We start from the raw sequence: 14,970 nt of genomic DNA on the forward strand, positions 1-14,970 counted from the left end.
TTGCGGCCAAGCTCGGTCGACTTGTGGACAGGTCGGAACGGGCCTTGTTCGCGTACGTTGAACGGCGCGTAACCCGCGAAACGGCGCGTTCGAGGCGTCAGGCAGAGCGAACACACCGGATGGCAGCGGAGATTCCATCGGAGGCGACACACGGGTCGGGTCCGTTCGACTTGGGCGACGGCTTTCGCCGGTTCGCGGACCACGTGCCGCTGATGATGTGGCGCACGGACCATCACGGCCGGAGCGTCTATCACAACGAGTCCTGGCTTCAGTTCACCGGGCGTTCGCTGGACGACGAACTCGATGATGGCTGGCGTCGGGGGCTTCACCCTGATGATTTCGAGCGTCATGCCCGCATCGTCGCGGCGGCGTTCGAGGCCCGTATCCCCTTCACCATCGAGTACCGGCTCCGGCGACATGACGGAGCCTATCGGTGGTTGCTCGATACCGGGCGACCGCTCCAGGATGGTGGCGAATTTCACGGCTATCTCGGTTCTTGCTTCGACATCACGGACCGCAAGAACGCCGAGGAAGAGTCGGCGCGCGCGCTCATCGAGAAGGAGACGCTGCTCGCCGAGATTTATCACCGGGTCCGCAACAACCTTCAGGTGATGGTCAGCCTGATCGGCCTCTACGGTCGTGCGGCGCCGGAAGCCTGTCGCGGGAGCTTCGATGCGCTCGGACAGCGCGTGCGGGCGATCGCCCTGGTGCAGCAGCACTTGCACGAGGCGCCCCATATCGCCTCCATCGATCTCAGGGATTACCTTCGCCGACTCGCCTCCGGGCTCGGCAGCCTCCGTCGGCCTGGCCGCATCGGGGTGATGGTTGAGGGGGCAGGCACGAGTCTCGTGGAGCCCCGGACGGCCAATGCCCTCGGCATGATCGTGGCGGAAGTGGTCGCCGAATGTCTCGATGCCACCACTGAGACGGTGAGCTGCTCCATTGCCATCGCCGTCGAGGCCGATGTCGGCGCACCCGTGCGCCTCACCATCATCTCGGGAAGTGGTGAGGCCGCGGCGGCGGGAAAGCCCGGTGTACCGATGCTCGGCCCCCGGCTGATCGCCGCCTATGCCGCCCAGGCGGAGATCGCGGTGAGCGGCACCGCCACCACCGCCGACCCGCTCATTCTGCAACTCCCCGAGGTTCGACCCGTCACGGCACCCTCGGGGTCGTAACGGCCCGTCGCGAGCCAATCCTTTGGGACGAGGTCACCGGCGGGACGCATGTGACCGGCGCGCCGCCTCGTTCCAGGTTCGGGGCGGCTTTTGTCACGCAGGGGGGCGATCTAGGCTCCAGCGGGCATCAGGCCTATATCGGGCGGGTCCCCTCGCATCCTCCGTGAGCCATGCTGCCGAACCTCGACACGATTATCGAAAACTTCGAAATTCTTGACGATCCGATGGATCGTTACGAGTACGTGATTGAACTCGGCAAGACTTTGCCGGCCCTGCCGGCCGATCGGCATGTCGATCAGTATCGCGTCCATGGCTGCGAGAGCCAAGTCTGGCTCGACGTCTCCGTCGACCGGGCGGCGGATGCGCCGCGCCTGACCCTCGCAGGCGACAGCGATAGCCATATCGTCAAGGGCTTCGTCGCTTTGATGGTCGCCCTCTACAGCGGCCGGACCCCCCAAGAGGCGCTCTCCGCCGATGGATTCGAGCTGCTGAAGCGGCTGGATTTCGGCGCCCACATCACCTCCAAGCGCTCCAACGGCGTGCGTGCCATGGTGGAGCGGATTCATCGGGATGCGGGACGCCTCTCCTCGGCGCAGGCCTGACAAGCGGCCGACCCTCACCGTCGCAACAGCTCAGTCTTCTCGATCCCCCGTCTCGGTTCGGGCACGCCACAGCCGCGTCCGCCCGCGCTCGGGGCCACGGGCCTGCACCTCGATTCCATAATGCTCCGCCAGCCGCCGAAGGGCGATGCGCGCGACGACCTTTGCCGACCGGGCTGGCCATTTGCGCTCCGCCTCGATCCGCTCCAACCCTTTCAGGAAGCCGCAGAGATCGATCAACAGGCCTGAAAGATCGGCCCCGACGGCGGCGAGGGCTTGGTCGACGCGCTGGCGCGCCGCGATGGTTCGGTCGGTCGCCGCCGATGGGTCGCGCGGACCTCCGCCATCGACCCGCTGGGCCGACCAATCGGCAGTGACGCTCGGCAGCATCTGCGCTGCGGCGAGGTCATCGCGCAGCCGCTCGCCTGCCGCGAAGGCAGCCGCATCGATCATCGGTTCGCCGTCGCGGCCACGTCGGCGCGCCATCCAGGCAAGGGGGCTCTCGGCGGCATCGCGCAGCCGCTCCTCGGAGCCCGACCCTTCCCTGATCGGGGCGAGGTGCTGCCATCGGAACGCCTCGTCCCGCGGCTCCATCGCCCGCCGAAGCCGGGCACGGCCGGCGGCGCCGATGACGAGACGGTTGCGGCGTCCGTCGTCGCGGGCAACGAGGTCTGCGGCGACCAGCGCTTCCCCAGCCTTCGCGGGAAATCGTCCGGCCCCGAGGGAGACGCCTCGACCGCCCCCGCGCACGATCAGCGTCTCCGGCATCGATGGATCCGGGAAGGCATAGGCCCCCTCCGGTGCCAGAGCCGCCAGCAACCGTTCCGCTTCGCGACCAAGCCCGCGCCCCACCGCGTCATCAAGATTGTTCGTGTTTTGTTCTATAGCCATCGCGCCACCCGAGAGACACCGACATCCGAAGGCTAAAGGACAATGATCCTAATACAAGCCTTGACACACTTGCGCTGCGCCTCTGGGTTGCAGCGTCACGCTGTGTTCTGCCGGCCAAAACCGTCGTTCGCAACGGGGGATCGAGCAATGATGCACGCGCTGCCGTACAGGGCGCACGCGACGACGCAAGGACGAGTGGAAATCACACTGGCATTGGCCGGCAAAGCTCCGTCGGACTGCAAAATGCCTTGAGCGATGGCCGCGGACTTCGCTGTTGATAACGTGAGTCGGCCCGGCCCAAGAAGAAACCCGCCGCCCCGGATCTCGGTGCGACGGGCTGTTCGATGCTCAGAAATGCTTCGGTCTATCGGTCAGCGCAGGCCCGGAGGTGACCGAGGTTTTCGGGGTCAAGCCGCCTCGTCGTAACTGCCCGGCCGGGGCTGGCCGAGCCCGATCGCCTTCGCAAGGTCGGAGCGAGCCTTCGCGTAATTCGGCGCGACCATCGGGTACTCGGGCGGCAGGCCCCACTTGGCGCGGTACTGCTCCGGCGACATGTTGTACTTCGCCCGGAGATGGCGCTTGAGCGACTTGAAGGTCCGTCCGTCCTCCAGACAGACGATGTAATCGGGCTGGACCGACTTCTTGATCGGCACCGCCGGCTGCTGCGGCTCGCTGGGCTCGATCTTGGCCGCAACCTGACCGGTGCCGATCTGCAGCAGCGCGCCGTGGACCGCGCCGATCAGGTGGCCAAGCTCTCCCGCCGGCACCGGGTTCTTGCTGACGTAGGCAGCGACGATGTCGGCCGTGAGGACGACGAAGTCGACCGGCGTCTCGGTTTCGTTCATGGTTCGATACTGTCCCTTGATGCGGTGCCCGCACACGACGCAGCGCGACCGTCTCCCAAGAACGACGCTGAGTTCGAGCAGGAAAGGGCGGCTCTGTGCGCGCGGCCCGCACGTCTTCGATTGAGTGTGACGCCCCCCGCAATCACGCGCTCCAATTAGAGCACTTAAATTAGACCTGCAAGACAGGCCGGGTATGCAGGATGTGTCATGCGCATGGTTTCCCCAACACGGTCATCGCCTTGGGGAGACGATCGATTGACATTCGCAATGCCTGCGGAGTTCGGTTTTTTGCACGCATTGGCGAGTGCGCCGAATCGATATTCGCTGGTCTTGCGAAGCGAGTCCGCGACCGTTGGCGTCTTGCGGGCGAGCGTCGCGCGCGGCACACCCGGCGCACACGATGCTCAGGCCTGGATATGACCCTCGCGATCCCCCCGTTCACCCTGCCCGCCGACGCCCCGAAGGCGGAGGCGCGTCCCCACACCTTCACGGTGCACGGCCGACAGATCGAGGATCTCTTCGCGTGGTTGAAGGCCGAGAATTGGCGCGACGTCCTGAAGGATCCTTCGACGCTGCCCGCCGATATCCGCGCCTATCTGGAAGCCGAGAACGCCTATGCCGAGGCGGCTTTGAGCTGGGCGGGCGACCTGCGCAAGGCTCTGGTGGCGGAGATGCGGGGGCGGATCCGCGAAGATGACGGCTCGGTGCCCGATCCGGACGGCCCCTTCGCCTATTACACCCGGCATCGTCAGGGCGGGCAGCACCCGCTGATCTGCCGTCGCCCGCGCACCGTCCATCGCATCGCCGAGGAGGCGGGCGACGGAGAGACCGGAGAGGAGATCCTGCTCGACGGTGATCGCGAAGGTGAAGGGCTCGCCTTCTTCGAGATCTCGGGCGCCGCCCATTCCGACGATCACCGTCTGCTCGCCTGGGGGGCCGACACGAAGGGCTCGGAACTCCACACGCTGCGCGTGCGCGACCTCGACACCCTGACGGATCGCCCTGAGCGCGTCGAGAACACCGCCGGCGACGCGGTGTGGAACGCCGCCGGTACCGCGTTCTTCTACGTGGCCCTCGACGAGAACCACCGTCCGGCCCGGGTGATGCGCCATCGCCTCGGCACCGATCAGGCCGAGGACACGATCGTCTACGAGGAGGCCGATCCGGGTTTCTTCGTGAATATCGGTCGGACCCAGTCGGGCACCTATCTCACGATCACGGCGAGCGATCACGAGACCGCTGAAGTCCACCTCCTCGACCGTGCCAACGACGAGGCTGCGCTCACCGTCGTCGCGCCCCGCGAGAATCGCCTGATCTACTCCGTCGAACACTGGGCCTCGCATCTCGTCATCCTGACGAATGCGGACGGGGCCGTGGATTTCAAGATCGTCACCTGTCCGCTCGAGACGCCCGCGCGCGCCCACTGGGTCGACGCGGTGCCCTACCGCCCCGGTGTCATGATCCGACACCTTCACGTGCTCGGAAACCACCTCGTCCGCCTCGAACTGGAGAACGCCCTCCCGCGCATCGTCGTGCGCGACCTCAAGGGTGAGGAGCACACGGTGTCGTTCGCCGAGGAGGCCTACTCGCTCGGCCTGCTACCGGGCTACGAGTTCGAGACCAACCGCATCCGCTTCGTCTACTCGTCGATGACGACGCCCTCCGAGACGTACGATTACGATTGCGTCACGCGGGCCCGTATCCTGCGCAAGCGCCAGAGCGTCCCGAGCGGCCACGAACCCGCCGACTACGTGACACGTCGCCTGTTCGCTACCGCGGAGGATGGCCAGACGGTCCCGATCTCGCTGATCCACCGTCGGGATCTCGCCTTGGACGGTTCGGCGCCCCTGCTGCTCTACGGCTACGGCTCCTACGGCACGCTGATGCCGGCCGCCTTCCGCACCAATCTCCTAAGCCTCGTCGACCGTGGTTTCGTCTACGCCATCGCCCATGTCCGGGGAGGCACCGAGAAGGGCTGGAATTGGTATCTCGACGGCAAGCGCGAGAAGAAGCCCAACACCTTCACGGATTTCGTCGCCTGCGGGCGCGCCCTGATCGAGGCGGGCTACACCGCCCAGGGGCGCATCGTGGCCCATGGCGGCAGTGCGGGCGGGATGTTGATGGGGGCGGCGGCCAATCTCGCGCCCGAATTGTTCGCCGGCATCGTCGCCGACGTGCCCTTCGTCGACGTGCTCAACACCATGCTGGATGCCGACCTTCCGCTGACCCCTCCGGAATGGCCCGAATGGGGCAATCCGGGTGAGAGCGAGGCGGCGTTCTCGACGATCCTGTCCTACTCGCCCTACGACAACGTCGCCGCCAAGCACTACCCGGCGATCCTGGCGCTGGGCGGCCTGACCGATCCCCGCGTGACCTACTGGGAGCCGGCGAAGTGGGTCGCACGCCTGCGCGCCACCATGACCGGGGGTGGCCCGATCCTGTGCAAGATCAACATGGAGGCCGGCCATGGCGGCGCCGCCGGCCGCTTCGACCGCTTGGAGGAGGTGGGGCTGATCTACGCCTTCGCCCTGATGGCGTCGGCGGCGGCCAAGGACGGCGTGCAGGCCGGACATTGACGTGTTGCCTGTCCGGGGCCCTCTCCACGGTCCCGGACAGTCCCGCGCTTCAATTCCAATTCGGTAGCCCGGTCGGCCAGACCATCTCCCGCGCGGGGGGGGATGCGCGTGATGGGGGTCGGTCGACGACGCGCGATCGGAAAAAGACGCTGCCAAGTCATGGCGTGATCGATGCGCAGCCTGCATCGACACCCGACGCGATGATCGTGCGGAAATCTCGGACGATCTCTGCTACGTTGCGGCTATCGACAATAAAGGCGGAATAATAAGTCCGTCGTGAGAGAGGAACGCGCCCATGAAGCATCGCACCGCCGCCGCGGCTTTTCTTTTCGTGCTGCCGCTGGCGGTGAGCGCTCAGGAGGCCCCCAAGAATTCCACGACGGAGGCGCCGGCGGCCAAGCCTGAGCCCGACCGTCAGCATGCCAATGCGGCGAAGCTCGCCGGACTCATCCGCTTCGTCGGTGAATCCTGCCAGGAGGTCCGGCCCGATTACGAGCGCTTCAAGGCTGTCGTCGCTGCCATGGGGGTCGACATCGATGCGATTTCCAAGGGCGAATTGCTGATGCGCAGCATGAGCTACACCGAGGCCTATCGGAAGAACGTCGACGAGAGCTGCCGAAAGGCGGCCGAATTGTTCGGCGAGAAGGGAACCAGCATTCCCGGCCTCGTCCTGCGCAAGGCCTCCTGATCGGCCCCGCTGCTTCTGAAGTCTCGTTCGCTCGAGCCTTCCAAAAGCCCAGCCAAGGTTCCTCGCGAGCGCTGCCACGAGGTTCGTGCGCCTTAAGCGCCCATTCACCGCGTTGCGCGAGAGTGCCCGGCACGAGTGGCGTATGGCGGTGCGGGCCCGGTTCGGTCCGTACCGCCGTGAGGTTGGGCGGGGGCGATGGAGGGAGGGTCCGGGCGAGCGCCGCGTCTACGGCCGGTTCGGACCGCATTGCGGGCCGGTTTCGCGCTCGGCCTCTGCTTGTCCGCCGCCGCGGCCGAAGCCGCCAAGCTCGTCGCCGCCAAGGGCAGCCAGTCAGAGGGCTACGGCCGCATCGTTCTCACCTTCGATGCCCCCGTCGCCGTCAAGGCGAAGCTGTCCGGCGCGGTCCTGGTGCTGGGGTTCAGCGAGGCGGTCACCGCCGGTCCGGAGCGGATCGCTGCCGGAATGCCGGATTACGTCGCAGCGGTGCGGCGCGACCCGGACGGCTCGGCGATGCGCCTCGCGCTTCAGAAAGGCTACCGGATCAACGTCCAAGATGCCGCCGAGCAGGTCTTCGTCGATCTTCTGCCCGACAATTGGAGCGGCTTCCCACCACCGCTGCCGCCGGAAGTGGTGGCGGATCTCGCCCGTCGGGCCGCCGCTGCGGAAGCGCGTCTGAAGGCGCAGACGCCCCCGCCGGTCTACCGTCCCCTGGAACTTGAGCTGTCGCACAATGCGGTGCGGACCCGGCTCAGCCTGAACCTGCCCGAAGGCAGCGCGGCGGCCTTCACGCCGCAAGGTTCGGGCACGCGGCTGACGCTGCCCGGCGCTTGGCGCATCGACGACCGCAGCCTTCGGGGACGGTTCGATCCGAAGCTCGGCCGCGTGTCCGTCGCGGCCGAGGGCGGAGAAGCCCGCATCCTCGCCATGCCGGCCGAGGGTGTCTCGATCGCCACGGCCCGAGACGGCGACCTTCTGACCATCGATTTCCTGACGAAACCGATCAAGCCGGCCGAACTCCCGGCCGTGCCGGCCGCTCCGGTCGCGGCTTCTCCGGCGGCTGCAGCTTCGGCGCAAACCCCGGAACCCGCCGCGTCGGTGAAGCCCGTTTCCTCCGCCGCACCGGCCCGAACCGTCGAGCCCACCTATCCCAAGGCGGGGTCGGGCTTCGTCTTCCCCTTCACCAAGCGGGTCGGGGCCGCCCTGTTCGAGCGGGCCGGTATCGTCACGCTGGTCTTCGCCACGACCGATCCGGTCGCGCTGCCGACCAAGGGCCCGGCCGACCTCGTCGCCCTCGGTGCGCCCGTGGTCAGCGACGGCTTCACCGTTCTGCGCTTCACCAAGCCCGCCGGTCGCCTCGTCGATCTCTTCCCAGTTGCCGAGCCGGATGGGTGGGAACTGGTCTCGGGTGAGAGCACCATGCCGAGCGAGAGCCTGACCGCGCAGCGGCGCCAGGCCCAGCGCGAGCGGCTCGACATCGCCGTCCCGCTGCCCGGCGTCGGCCCGGCGGGCTGGCTCGATCTCGACGGCGAGCGCATCGCCGTCGTCACCGCCGAGGGCCTGCCGCGGGCGGGGGTCGCGAAGGCTCAGCGCTTCGTCGACTTCGAATTGATCCCGAGCCGGGTCGGCCTCGCGGTGCTCGCCATTGCCGACGATGTGACGGTCCACCCGGATCTCGACGGCGTCATCATCGGCCGTGAGGGCGGCATGGCTCTGTCCGGCACGGACAATGTCATGGCGGCTGCCGCGAGCCTGCGCCCTGCCGATCTGCCGGTCGGTGCCGTGTCCCGGCTGGTGATCGACAACGATGCCTGGGAGCGGGACCGGCGCGGTGACGTCCGCACGGAACTCCGCGACGCCCTCGATCGTGTCAGTGAAGCGAGCCGTCGCGAACGGGGTGAACGCCATCTCGCGCTGGCCAAGATCCTGATGACCAACGGGCTCGACGCCGAGGCTCTGGGAGCCCTGAGCACGGCGGCCCGCGACGACGTGGTGATCGAGGGCGATCCGCTGACCGGATTGATGCGCGGCATCCTGCTCACGCGGATGGGGCGGTTTCAGGAAGCCCGCCCGCTGTTGACGGCGAGCCCGCTCGCCAACAACCCGGAGGCGCGGTTGTGGCGCGGTCTGCTCGATGCGGAGGCCGGGCGATGGAAGGACGCGCGAACCGCATTCCAGGCCGCCGCCGCCGTGCTGCGGCGCTATCCCGATGAGATCGTCTCTCAGTTCAACGTCGTCGCGGCGGAAACCGCGATCGAACTGGGCGACTGGGAAGAGGCGTCCCGCGCCTCGTCCGCCGCGAGCCGTGGGGCGAGCGATGCGATGCGTGACCGGATCGCCCTGTTGCGGGCCCGGATCGACGAGGCCACCGGCCGCGTCACCGCCGCGCTCGCGACCTACGAAACCCTGAGCCAGCAGGCCATCTGGCCCGTGGCGGCGGCGGCGACCTTGCGGGCGAGCTCGCTCGGCCATGCGCTCAGCAAGACGGCCGAACCCGACACGATCGACCGTCTAGAAGGCTTGCAGCTCACATGGCACGGGGGCCCGACCGAGATCGGCACCATCGCCGCCCTGGGTACGCTCTACGAGGAGGCGGGCCGCTGGCGTAAGATGTTCAGCATTGCGCGCCGCGGCGTCGCCCTGGCCCCCGACGCCTCCCCGATCCGAGCTCTCCGGGAACGCGTCCAGACCGTGTTCGAGGATCTGTTCCTCGGTGCCCGTGCCGAGAAGCTCGGTGGGATCGAGGGCTTGGCGCTCTATTTCGATTTCAAGGAATTCGCGCCCCCCGGACGGCGGGCCGACGAGATCGTGCGGAAGCTCGCCGACCGGCTGGTGGCGCTCGATCTGCTCGATTCGGCCGATGAGCTGCTGCAATACCAGATCGATCACCGTTTGAGCGGCCCAGCCCGGTCGTCCGTGTCCGCACGCTTGGCGACGATCCGGCTGATGGCCAACAAGCCGTTGGAGGCTCTGGCGACGCTGGACGCCACGCATGTGCCGGGCCTGCCCGAGGATCTGCGTCGGGCCCGTGCCCTGCTGCGCGCGCGCGCCTTGTCCGATCTGTCGCGCACCGATCTGGCGCTCGAGACGATCGAGGGTGAGACCGGCACCGATGCGGAGCGCCTCCGCGCCGACATTCTGTGGGCGTCTCGGCGTTGGCGCGAGGCCGGAGAGGCGCATGAATTGTTGCTCGGACCCGTATGGCGGGCCGGGAAGCCGCTCGACGAAGCGGCGCAGGGGGACGTGATCCGCGCCGCCATCGCCTACGGCCTCGCGGGCGAGGGCTTGGGTCTCGAGCGGTTGAAGGCCAAATTCTCGGGCCCCATGGCCGAAAGCGCGGATGCCCGCACCTTCGCGATGCTGACACGTCCCGATGCCGTCCGCAGCCTCGCCTTCCGCGACGCCGCGCTCAAGGCGACGAAGGCCAAGACGTTGGCCGCCTTCCTCGCCGAGTACCGCAAGCGTTATCCCGAAACCGCCGTCCCGGAGCGCGGCAGTGAGGCGCCGGGCACGCGGGCCGATGTTCCGGGGGCGCAGCCGCCAGGATGAGTTCCACCGAGGGCTGAATAGTCTGCATTTACAACAAAATTCCCCGCTCGCACCGTCCCGGATGCCGCTGCGAAGGGAACCATCGGGAAGCTTGGCGATTGAAAGCGGTGAACAGGGCCACGCGCGAGTGGTCCAAATCGGTTTTCGCCCTCACGGCGATATCGATATTGTGATATGAACTTAAGTCGAAGCTTTTGTCCTTCCCAAGGTCGAGGCTTTGAGGGACCGGGCGGCAAGTCTCGACAGCTTCAGATGCCCGGTCCCGCCCCTGCTCGATTGTCCGCTCAAAATCCTGTCGCGATCCGCCCGTAGGTCATCTCCGCGAAGGCGTGGATCTGTCCCCCGACGAAGGTGCCGGTCACGAGCAAGACCAGCAGGATGGCGACGATCTTCGGGATGAACGTGAGCGTCACTTCCTGGATCTGCGTGAGCGCCTGCAGGAGGGCCACGACGATGCCGACCAGCATGGCGGCGCCGACGCAGGGACCGGCACCGATCAGCACGGTCCAGATCGCCGAACGGACCAGTTCCAGTGCATCGACCTCGTTCATCCGTCCCGGACTCAGCGGATCGAGATGCCGGAGGCGACGAGCATTTCCCGGCCATCGGCGAGCTTGGCGATGGCCCCATCGCTCGTAACGCGCACCGAGCCGACGACGCCCGAGATCGTTCCGTCGCTCGACGTGATGGTGCGGCCGATGATGGCGTCCGCCTGATCGAGGAAGCTTGCCGAGAGCAGCGAGTCGAGCTTCTGATTGGTCTTGGTCGCCTGCTCGACCTGCGAGAAGGCCGCGAGCTGACCGACATACTCGGTCGAATCCATCGGCTTGGTCGGGTCCTGGTTCTGCAATTGAGCCATCAGCAGGCGCAGAAACGTGTCCGCATTCAGCTTGGACGCGACCGATGTGGCGGCCTTGGCCGCTGCCGCGGTGCTGGTTCCAGAGGAGGCGGTGGCGCTGTCGGTGCTGTTCAGAATGTTCATGGGCTGACTTCTTCCGCCATTCTGGAGACCTTCAGGTCGGGGTTGGGCACCGTGCGGTGGGTCCGACTGGCTGGTCGGCGGGGTTCGATCCGGTCGGAGGGCTGGAGGGTGGCCGGAAGGATCGGCGCGGGTTGCGCGCCGTCGATCAGCGCGGCTTCCGCCTTGTAAAGGGCGCGGATCACCTTGAGCGCTTCGAACGGACGACCGGCCTCGACGAAGGTGTGCGCCGTCGTCAGTCCGGACACGATCATGGACTCCGACGTTGCGGCGAGAATGCCGCCTCGCAAGGTCTCGAAGATCGTACGGGCGAGCGCGGCCTGGGCCGGATCGATCAGCATCGTCTGGGCCGCGAAGTAGAGCTGGCGCAGGGGGGTCGTCGCTTCCTCGGCCTGCAGGACATGGCCTTCGAGCAGGAAGGTCGCGTCGTTCATCAGTTCGAGGGTGACTTTGCGATCGGTCCGCACCACGGCGCCGTTGATGTAGACGCGCTCCCCGGCCCGCAGATTGAGGTGCATGGTCCGGGCCGTCGATCGCTGCGACGGTTTCTCCGTCTTGCCGTTCCCCCGTGGCATGGCCGACCTCACCTGAGACCGTCGCGGATCGAGGTGTTGACCTCGATCAACGCCGAAAGGCTGCGCTCGGGGGTGGTCAGGACCGCGCCGGCCTCACGCATGGTCCACATCCCGATCGAGACGAGGTCCGACCGTAGGCCGTCAGGCAGACCGTTCTCCGGATCGAGCAGGTCCGAGACCAGCAGGTTCCACAGGTTCTGGACGTAGCCGACCGCCTCCGAGCGCTCGGCGACGGCCTGCGGTCCGCGCGCCTCGGCGGAGCGGAGGAGATCGAGGGCGCGATTGAAGGCCTCGCGCTCCCGCTCACGGCCGAGATCGGGTGCGTCCTCCAGGATTTCCGAATAGGACAGGCGATACATCGGGGCCGATACTCCGTCATCTTTCGTAAATCGCGTGCGTGACGTAGCTACGAAAGGTAATTTATGAGGTTGAGGTTGCGCATTTGGGCCGTCAGTCCGTAGGACATCTGAATTTGCGTATTCAGTGCATCGACGCGGGACTTTGCCTCGACCGGATCAACATTTTCCCGCGAGAAAATCTGATTGGTGAGGATTTTGGATTGCTTGTCCATGCGCAGGTTGGCCTCGGTGATGCGGCTTTGGCTGATGCCGAGATCTGCCTGCATCTGCACGAGGCCCCGGCTGGCGCGGCCGAGGAGATCGATCATCCGGGCGCTGGCCGCGGCCTGCACCTCCGCGGGGAAATCGGAGAGGTCGATATCCGAACCGATCACGTAGGCCAGGGCGAGGTCCCGCAGCGGTGCGGCATTGGCCGAGGCCGAGGTCGTCGCGGTTTCCGAGAGCGAGATCCGGCTTTCAAAGGTTTGGTCCGACGCACCCGAGGATTGGCTCCAGCCGGTTGCACTGAACGGCCCGGCCTGCAGCGCATCGAGGAACGCCGTCATCTCCGCCGCGGTGGCATTGATCTTCCCCGAGGGGAAGGCCGCAGCCAAAGCCGTCTGTACCGCCGTCCTGGTGGCCGAGGCCGGGCTACCCCCGTAAGGGACCAGCGGCGGCGCCTCCGTGTCGATTCCGCCGAACACGAATTGACCGGCGGCGCTCGTGTTGAGCGAGGCGGCGAGCGTGGCGAGCCGGGTCGCGGCGGGCGTGACGATGGCCGCCGCGCGCTTGTCGACGGACAGAGCCAAAAGCTCCTCCAGCATCGCATCGGCATCGGTCTGGATCGCCTTGAGCGCGGCCTGACTCGTTTCGAGCCGGAGCGAGGCGGTCCCATTGCTCTCGGTCAAAGCTGCTAAAACCGCATTCTGGCGGCGCAAACTGAACGCCTCGGCGACCCCGCCGCCGAGGGTCGCGCCGATATCGGCGTGGCGTTGGGTGTTGGTTTCACGGAGAGCGTCGGCCAGCTCGTTCTGGAGCCGTGAGACGCCAGCGCGCGGTGCGTTCCACAGGTTGAGGCTGGAGATGAAGCCGGTGGTCATCATGGCGCGCGTGAAATCCCTTGGATTGGTCGCCGCTTCAGCGAGAGGAGAGGACGGACGGGCGGGACGGCCGGCTCACGCGATCGGATGATCAGGAAGGCGGCACAGGCTCATCGAACCGCGTCGAGAAGGGTCTTCAGAAGTTCGTTCACGACCGCGATGAGCTTGGCCGATGCGGCGAAGGAGCGTTCCAATCGCAGCGTCAGCTCGGTCGCATCGTCGCCGTTCACGCCCGCCACATTCGAGAGCGCCTCGTTCGCCCGGGACAGCAGGGTCTTCTGGTAGGCGGCGGCTTCCTTGATGTCCTTGCGCTGTCCCTCGATCCAGCCGGCCGAGGCCTCGGCTAGATCGGGCAGGCTGAGCGCCGCCCCCAATCCGATGGCCGGATCGACGGTCTGCCGTGCGGTCAGGGCTGAGACGAGGGCCCGCAGGCGGCCCGCATAGGCCGCATCGCTGCCCGCGCTCGGGTCGCGGTAATCGGCGCCGTTCATCCCCCCGGTGCGGAGGAGGGCGAGCTGGCCGCCCTGTGCGGGATCGACCGCGACGTTGACCGAGATCCGCGCGGCGAGGCCGAGCCGGCTGGCCGCCGTGCCATCCGGAAGGGTGGCGCTGGTGCCGATTGTGAACAGACCGGCGCGCGGGCCGCCATCGACGCCGACGAGATCGGCCTCGGCGAAGGCGGCGATCAGGCCGCCGGCCATGGCGTCGAGCTGCGCCTCGTAGGAAGGCGCCACCCCGTCGCGGAAAGCCGCGAGCCCGGCGAGCCGACCCGAGGCCAGCGGCATGGGCGAGCCGACCCCCGTCACCGCTACGCCGTCGATCACGACGACGGCACCGACCGTATCGGCGGCAAAGGTGTGGGTGGGGGAGAAGCTGACCGTGCGCGCGCCGCGGTCGTAGAGGGGCACGCCGCTATCGGTGTAGAGGGCGACGTCTCCGCCGTCACGGACGATGGCGGTGACGCCGATATCCGCCGACAGGGCGGGGAGGATGCGGTCGCGATCGTCCAGGGCATCGGTGGCGTCGGCACCGATGGCGAGATTCCGCCGGACCGCCGCGTTGGCACGGTCGAACTGGCCCAGGAGATCGTTGATGCGGCTGACCGCTTCCGCCATGCCGGCATCGGCCTGGGCCCGGGCCGCGTGTACGGTGTTCGCCGCCGCGTTCAGGCTGCCCGCTAGGGCCTTGGCGGCCTCGATGGCGGCGCGAGCGAGGGCGTCGGAATCCGGCTGATTGGCGGCCGCCTGCAGAGCCGCCTCCAGGCTCGCGAAGCGCGCGGCAGGCGAATCGGCGTCTTCCGTGTCGCCGATCGTGCGGGAGAGATTCGTCACGCCCTCGAGCAGGGCCTCGCCGCGGCCCGCGGCCGATTGGGCCGCCAAGGTCCGGGCGTAGAGCGCCGCATCGGTGGCGCGCGTGATGCTCACCGTCGCGCCGCCATTCCCGCTGGCCACGAGGGCGGCGATCTTGCGCGAGTACCCCGGATCGCTCGCGCCCGCGACGTTTCGGGCCGATACCGCGATCTGGGTCGACGTGGCAGCCAACGAGGCGCGCGCGGTGTTGAGGGCGAGGGAGAGACCCATCGGTCGTATCCGGATCGTTCTTCGGCAGGGGCGCGCGCCGCCGATCGCCGTCGGCGCGCTTCGTCAGCGGACGTGCGA

Annotated in this window: 13 protein-coding genes; 5 read left to right on the forward strand and 8 right to left on the reverse strand. The window is 67.5% G+C overall.

Annotation, left to right across the window (positions count from 1 at the left end; all coding sequences use genetic code 11):
* Positions 1-119 precede the first annotated feature (119 nt).
* Positions 120-1,175 carry a sensor histidine kinase gene (locus tag MFF26_RS04590; RefSeq protein WP_137830164.1) on the forward strand — a complete coding sequence of 352 codons (1,056 nt, stop codon included), beginning with the start codon at positions 120-122 and terminating at the stop codon, positions 1,173-1,175.
* Between the two features lie 170 nt (positions 1,176-1,345).
* Entirely contained in the window at positions 1,346-1,777 is a 432-nt protein-coding gene (locus tag MFF26_RS04595; RefSeq protein ID WP_137830165.1) for a SufE family protein, read from the forward strand.
* Positions 1,778-1,807: 30 nt separating this feature from the next.
* Here MFF26_RS04595 and MFF26_RS04600 read toward each other — a convergent pair whose 3' ends face one another.
* Together MFF26_RS04600 and MFF26_RS04605 are read right to left on the reverse strand one after the other, a co-directional pair.
* On the reverse strand, positions 1,808-2,665 hold the full coding sequence (locus tag MFF26_RS04600) for a DUF6456 domain-containing protein (RefSeq protein ID WP_137830166.1): 858 nt from the start codon (positions 2,663-2,665) through the stop codon (positions 1,808-1,810).
* A 407-nt stretch (positions 2,666-3,072) separates the two neighbouring features.
* Positions 3,073-3,510, reverse strand: a complete 438-nt coding sequence (locus MFF26_RS04605; RefSeq protein ID WP_137830167.1) for a Ros/MucR family transcriptional regulator — start codon at positions 3,508-3,510, stop codon at positions 3,073-3,075.
* A gap of 416 nt (positions 3,511-3,926) precedes the next feature.
* On the opposite strand from MFF26_RS04605, the gene MFF26_RS04610 reads away from it, so the two are divergent.
* From MFF26_RS04610 to MFF26_RS04620, 3 genes are all read left to right on the forward strand, one after another.
* Positions 3,927-6,086 carry a S9 family peptidase gene (locus MFF26_RS04610; protein WP_137830168.1) on the forward strand — a complete coding sequence of 720 codons (2,160 nt, stop codon included), beginning with the start codon at positions 3,927-3,929 and terminating at the stop codon, positions 6,084-6,086.
* Between the two features lie 295 nt (positions 6,087-6,381).
* Positions 6,382-6,774 carry a hypothetical protein gene (locus MFF26_RS04615; RefSeq protein WP_137830169.1) on the forward strand — a complete coding sequence of 131 codons (393 nt, stop codon included), beginning with the start codon at positions 6,382-6,384 and terminating at the stop codon, positions 6,772-6,774.
* 195 nt (positions 6,775-6,969) lie between these two features.
* Positions 6,970-10,320, forward strand: a complete 3,351-nt coding sequence (locus MFF26_RS04620; RefSeq protein ID WP_137830170.1) for a hypothetical protein — start codon at positions 6,970-6,972, stop codon at positions 10,318-10,320.
* Positions 10,321-10,604: 284 nt separating this feature from the next.
* Here the strand turns inward: MFF26_RS04620 and fliQ are convergent, their stop codons facing one another.
* From fliQ to flgK, 6 genes are all read right to left on the reverse strand, one after another.
* Complete coding sequence (fliQ, locus tag MFF26_RS04625) at positions 10,605-10,871, reverse strand: flagellar biosynthesis protein FliQ (RefSeq protein WP_137830171.1); 267 nt, start codon at positions 10,869-10,871, stop codon at positions 10,605-10,607.
* Positions 10,872-10,882: 11 nt separating this feature from the next.
* Complete coding sequence (flgD, locus tag MFF26_RS04630) at positions 10,883-11,302, reverse strand: flagellar hook assembly protein FlgD (RefSeq protein ID WP_137830172.1); 420 nt, start codon at positions 11,300-11,302, stop codon at positions 10,883-10,885.
* A complete protein-coding gene (gene flbT, locus MFF26_RS04635; protein ID WP_373324358.1) occupies positions 11,299-11,874 on the reverse strand; it encodes a flagellar biosynthesis repressor FlbT in 576 nt (191 codons plus the stop codon). The genes flgD and flbT overlap by 4 nt, the downstream gene beginning before the upstream one ends.
* Positions 11,875-11,882: 8 nt before the next feature.
* Positions 11,883-12,233, reverse strand: coding sequence for a flagellar biosynthesis regulator FlaF (gene flaF, locus MFF26_RS04640; protein ID WP_137830173.1), 351 nt, complete (start codon positions 12,231-12,233; stop codon positions 11,883-11,885).
* A gap of 47 nt (positions 12,234-12,280) precedes the next feature.
* Positions 12,281-13,315 (reverse strand): flagellar hook-associated family protein, encoded by a 1,035-nt coding sequence (locus tag MFF26_RS04645; RefSeq protein WP_137830174.1) that lies wholly within the window; start codon positions 13,313-13,315, stop codon positions 12,281-12,283.
* A 107-nt stretch (positions 13,316-13,422) separates the two neighbouring features.
* On the reverse strand, positions 13,423-14,892 hold the full coding sequence (gene flgK, locus MFF26_RS04650; protein ID WP_238307654.1) for a flagellar hook-associated protein FlgK: 1,470 nt from the start codon (positions 14,890-14,892) through the stop codon (positions 13,423-13,425).
* Positions 14,893-14,970 lie beyond the last annotated feature (78 nt).

It is taken from the genome of Methylorubrum suomiense (assembly GCF_022179765.1).
Classification (GTDB): domain Bacteria; phylum Pseudomonadota; class Alphaproteobacteria; order Rhizobiales; family Beijerinckiaceae; genus Methylobacterium; species Methylobacterium suomiense.

Bases quoted from the DNA above. Each gene is read 5' to 3' on its own strand.
- MFF26_RS04590 (WP_137830164.1), top strand. From the start codon at position 120: ATGGCAGCGGAGATTCCATCGGAGGCGACACACGGGTCGGGTCCGTTC.
- MFF26_RS04595 (WP_137830165.1), top strand. From the start codon at position 1,346: ATGCTGCCGAACCTCGACACGATTATCGAAAACTTCGAAATTCTTGAC.
- MFF26_RS04600 (WP_137830166.1), bottom strand. From the start codon at position 2,665: ATGGCTATAGAACAAAACACGAACAATCTTGATGACGCGGTGGGGCGC.
- MFF26_RS04605 (WP_137830167.1), bottom strand. From the start codon at position 3,510: ATGAACGAAACCGAGACGCCGGTCGACTTCGTCGTCCTCACGGCCGAC.
- MFF26_RS04610 (WP_137830168.1), top strand. From the start codon at position 3,927: ATGACCCTCGCGATCCCCCCGTTCACCCTGCCCGCCGACGCCCCGAAG.
- MFF26_RS04615 (WP_137830169.1), top strand. From the start codon at position 6,382: ATGAAGCATCGCACCGCCGCCGCGGCTTTTCTTTTCGTGCTGCCGCTG.
- MFF26_RS04620 (WP_137830170.1), top strand. From the start codon at position 6,970: ATGGAGGGAGGGTCCGGGCGAGCGCCGCGTCTACGGCCGGTTCGGACC.
- fliQ (WP_137830171.1), bottom strand. From the start codon at position 10,871: ATGAACGAGGTCGATGCACTGGAACTGGTCCGTTCGGCGATCTGGACC.
- flgD (WP_137830172.1), bottom strand. From the start codon at position 11,302: ATGAACATTCTGAACAGCACCGACAGCGCCACCGCCTCCTCTGGAACC.
- flbT (WP_373324358.1), bottom strand. From the start codon at position 11,874: ATGCCACGGGGGAACGGCAAGACGGAGAAACCGTCGCAGCGATCGACG.
- flaF (WP_137830173.1), bottom strand. From the start codon at position 12,233: ATGTATCGCCTGTCCTATTCGGAAATCCTGGAGGACGCACCCGATCTC.
- MFF26_RS04645 (WP_137830174.1), bottom strand. From the start codon at position 13,315: ATGATGACCACCGGCTTCATCTCCAGCCTCAACCTGTGGAACGCACCG.
- flgK (WP_238307654.1), bottom strand. From the start codon at position 14,892: ATGGGTCTCTCCCTCGCCCTCAACACCGCGCGCGCCTCGTTGGCTGCC.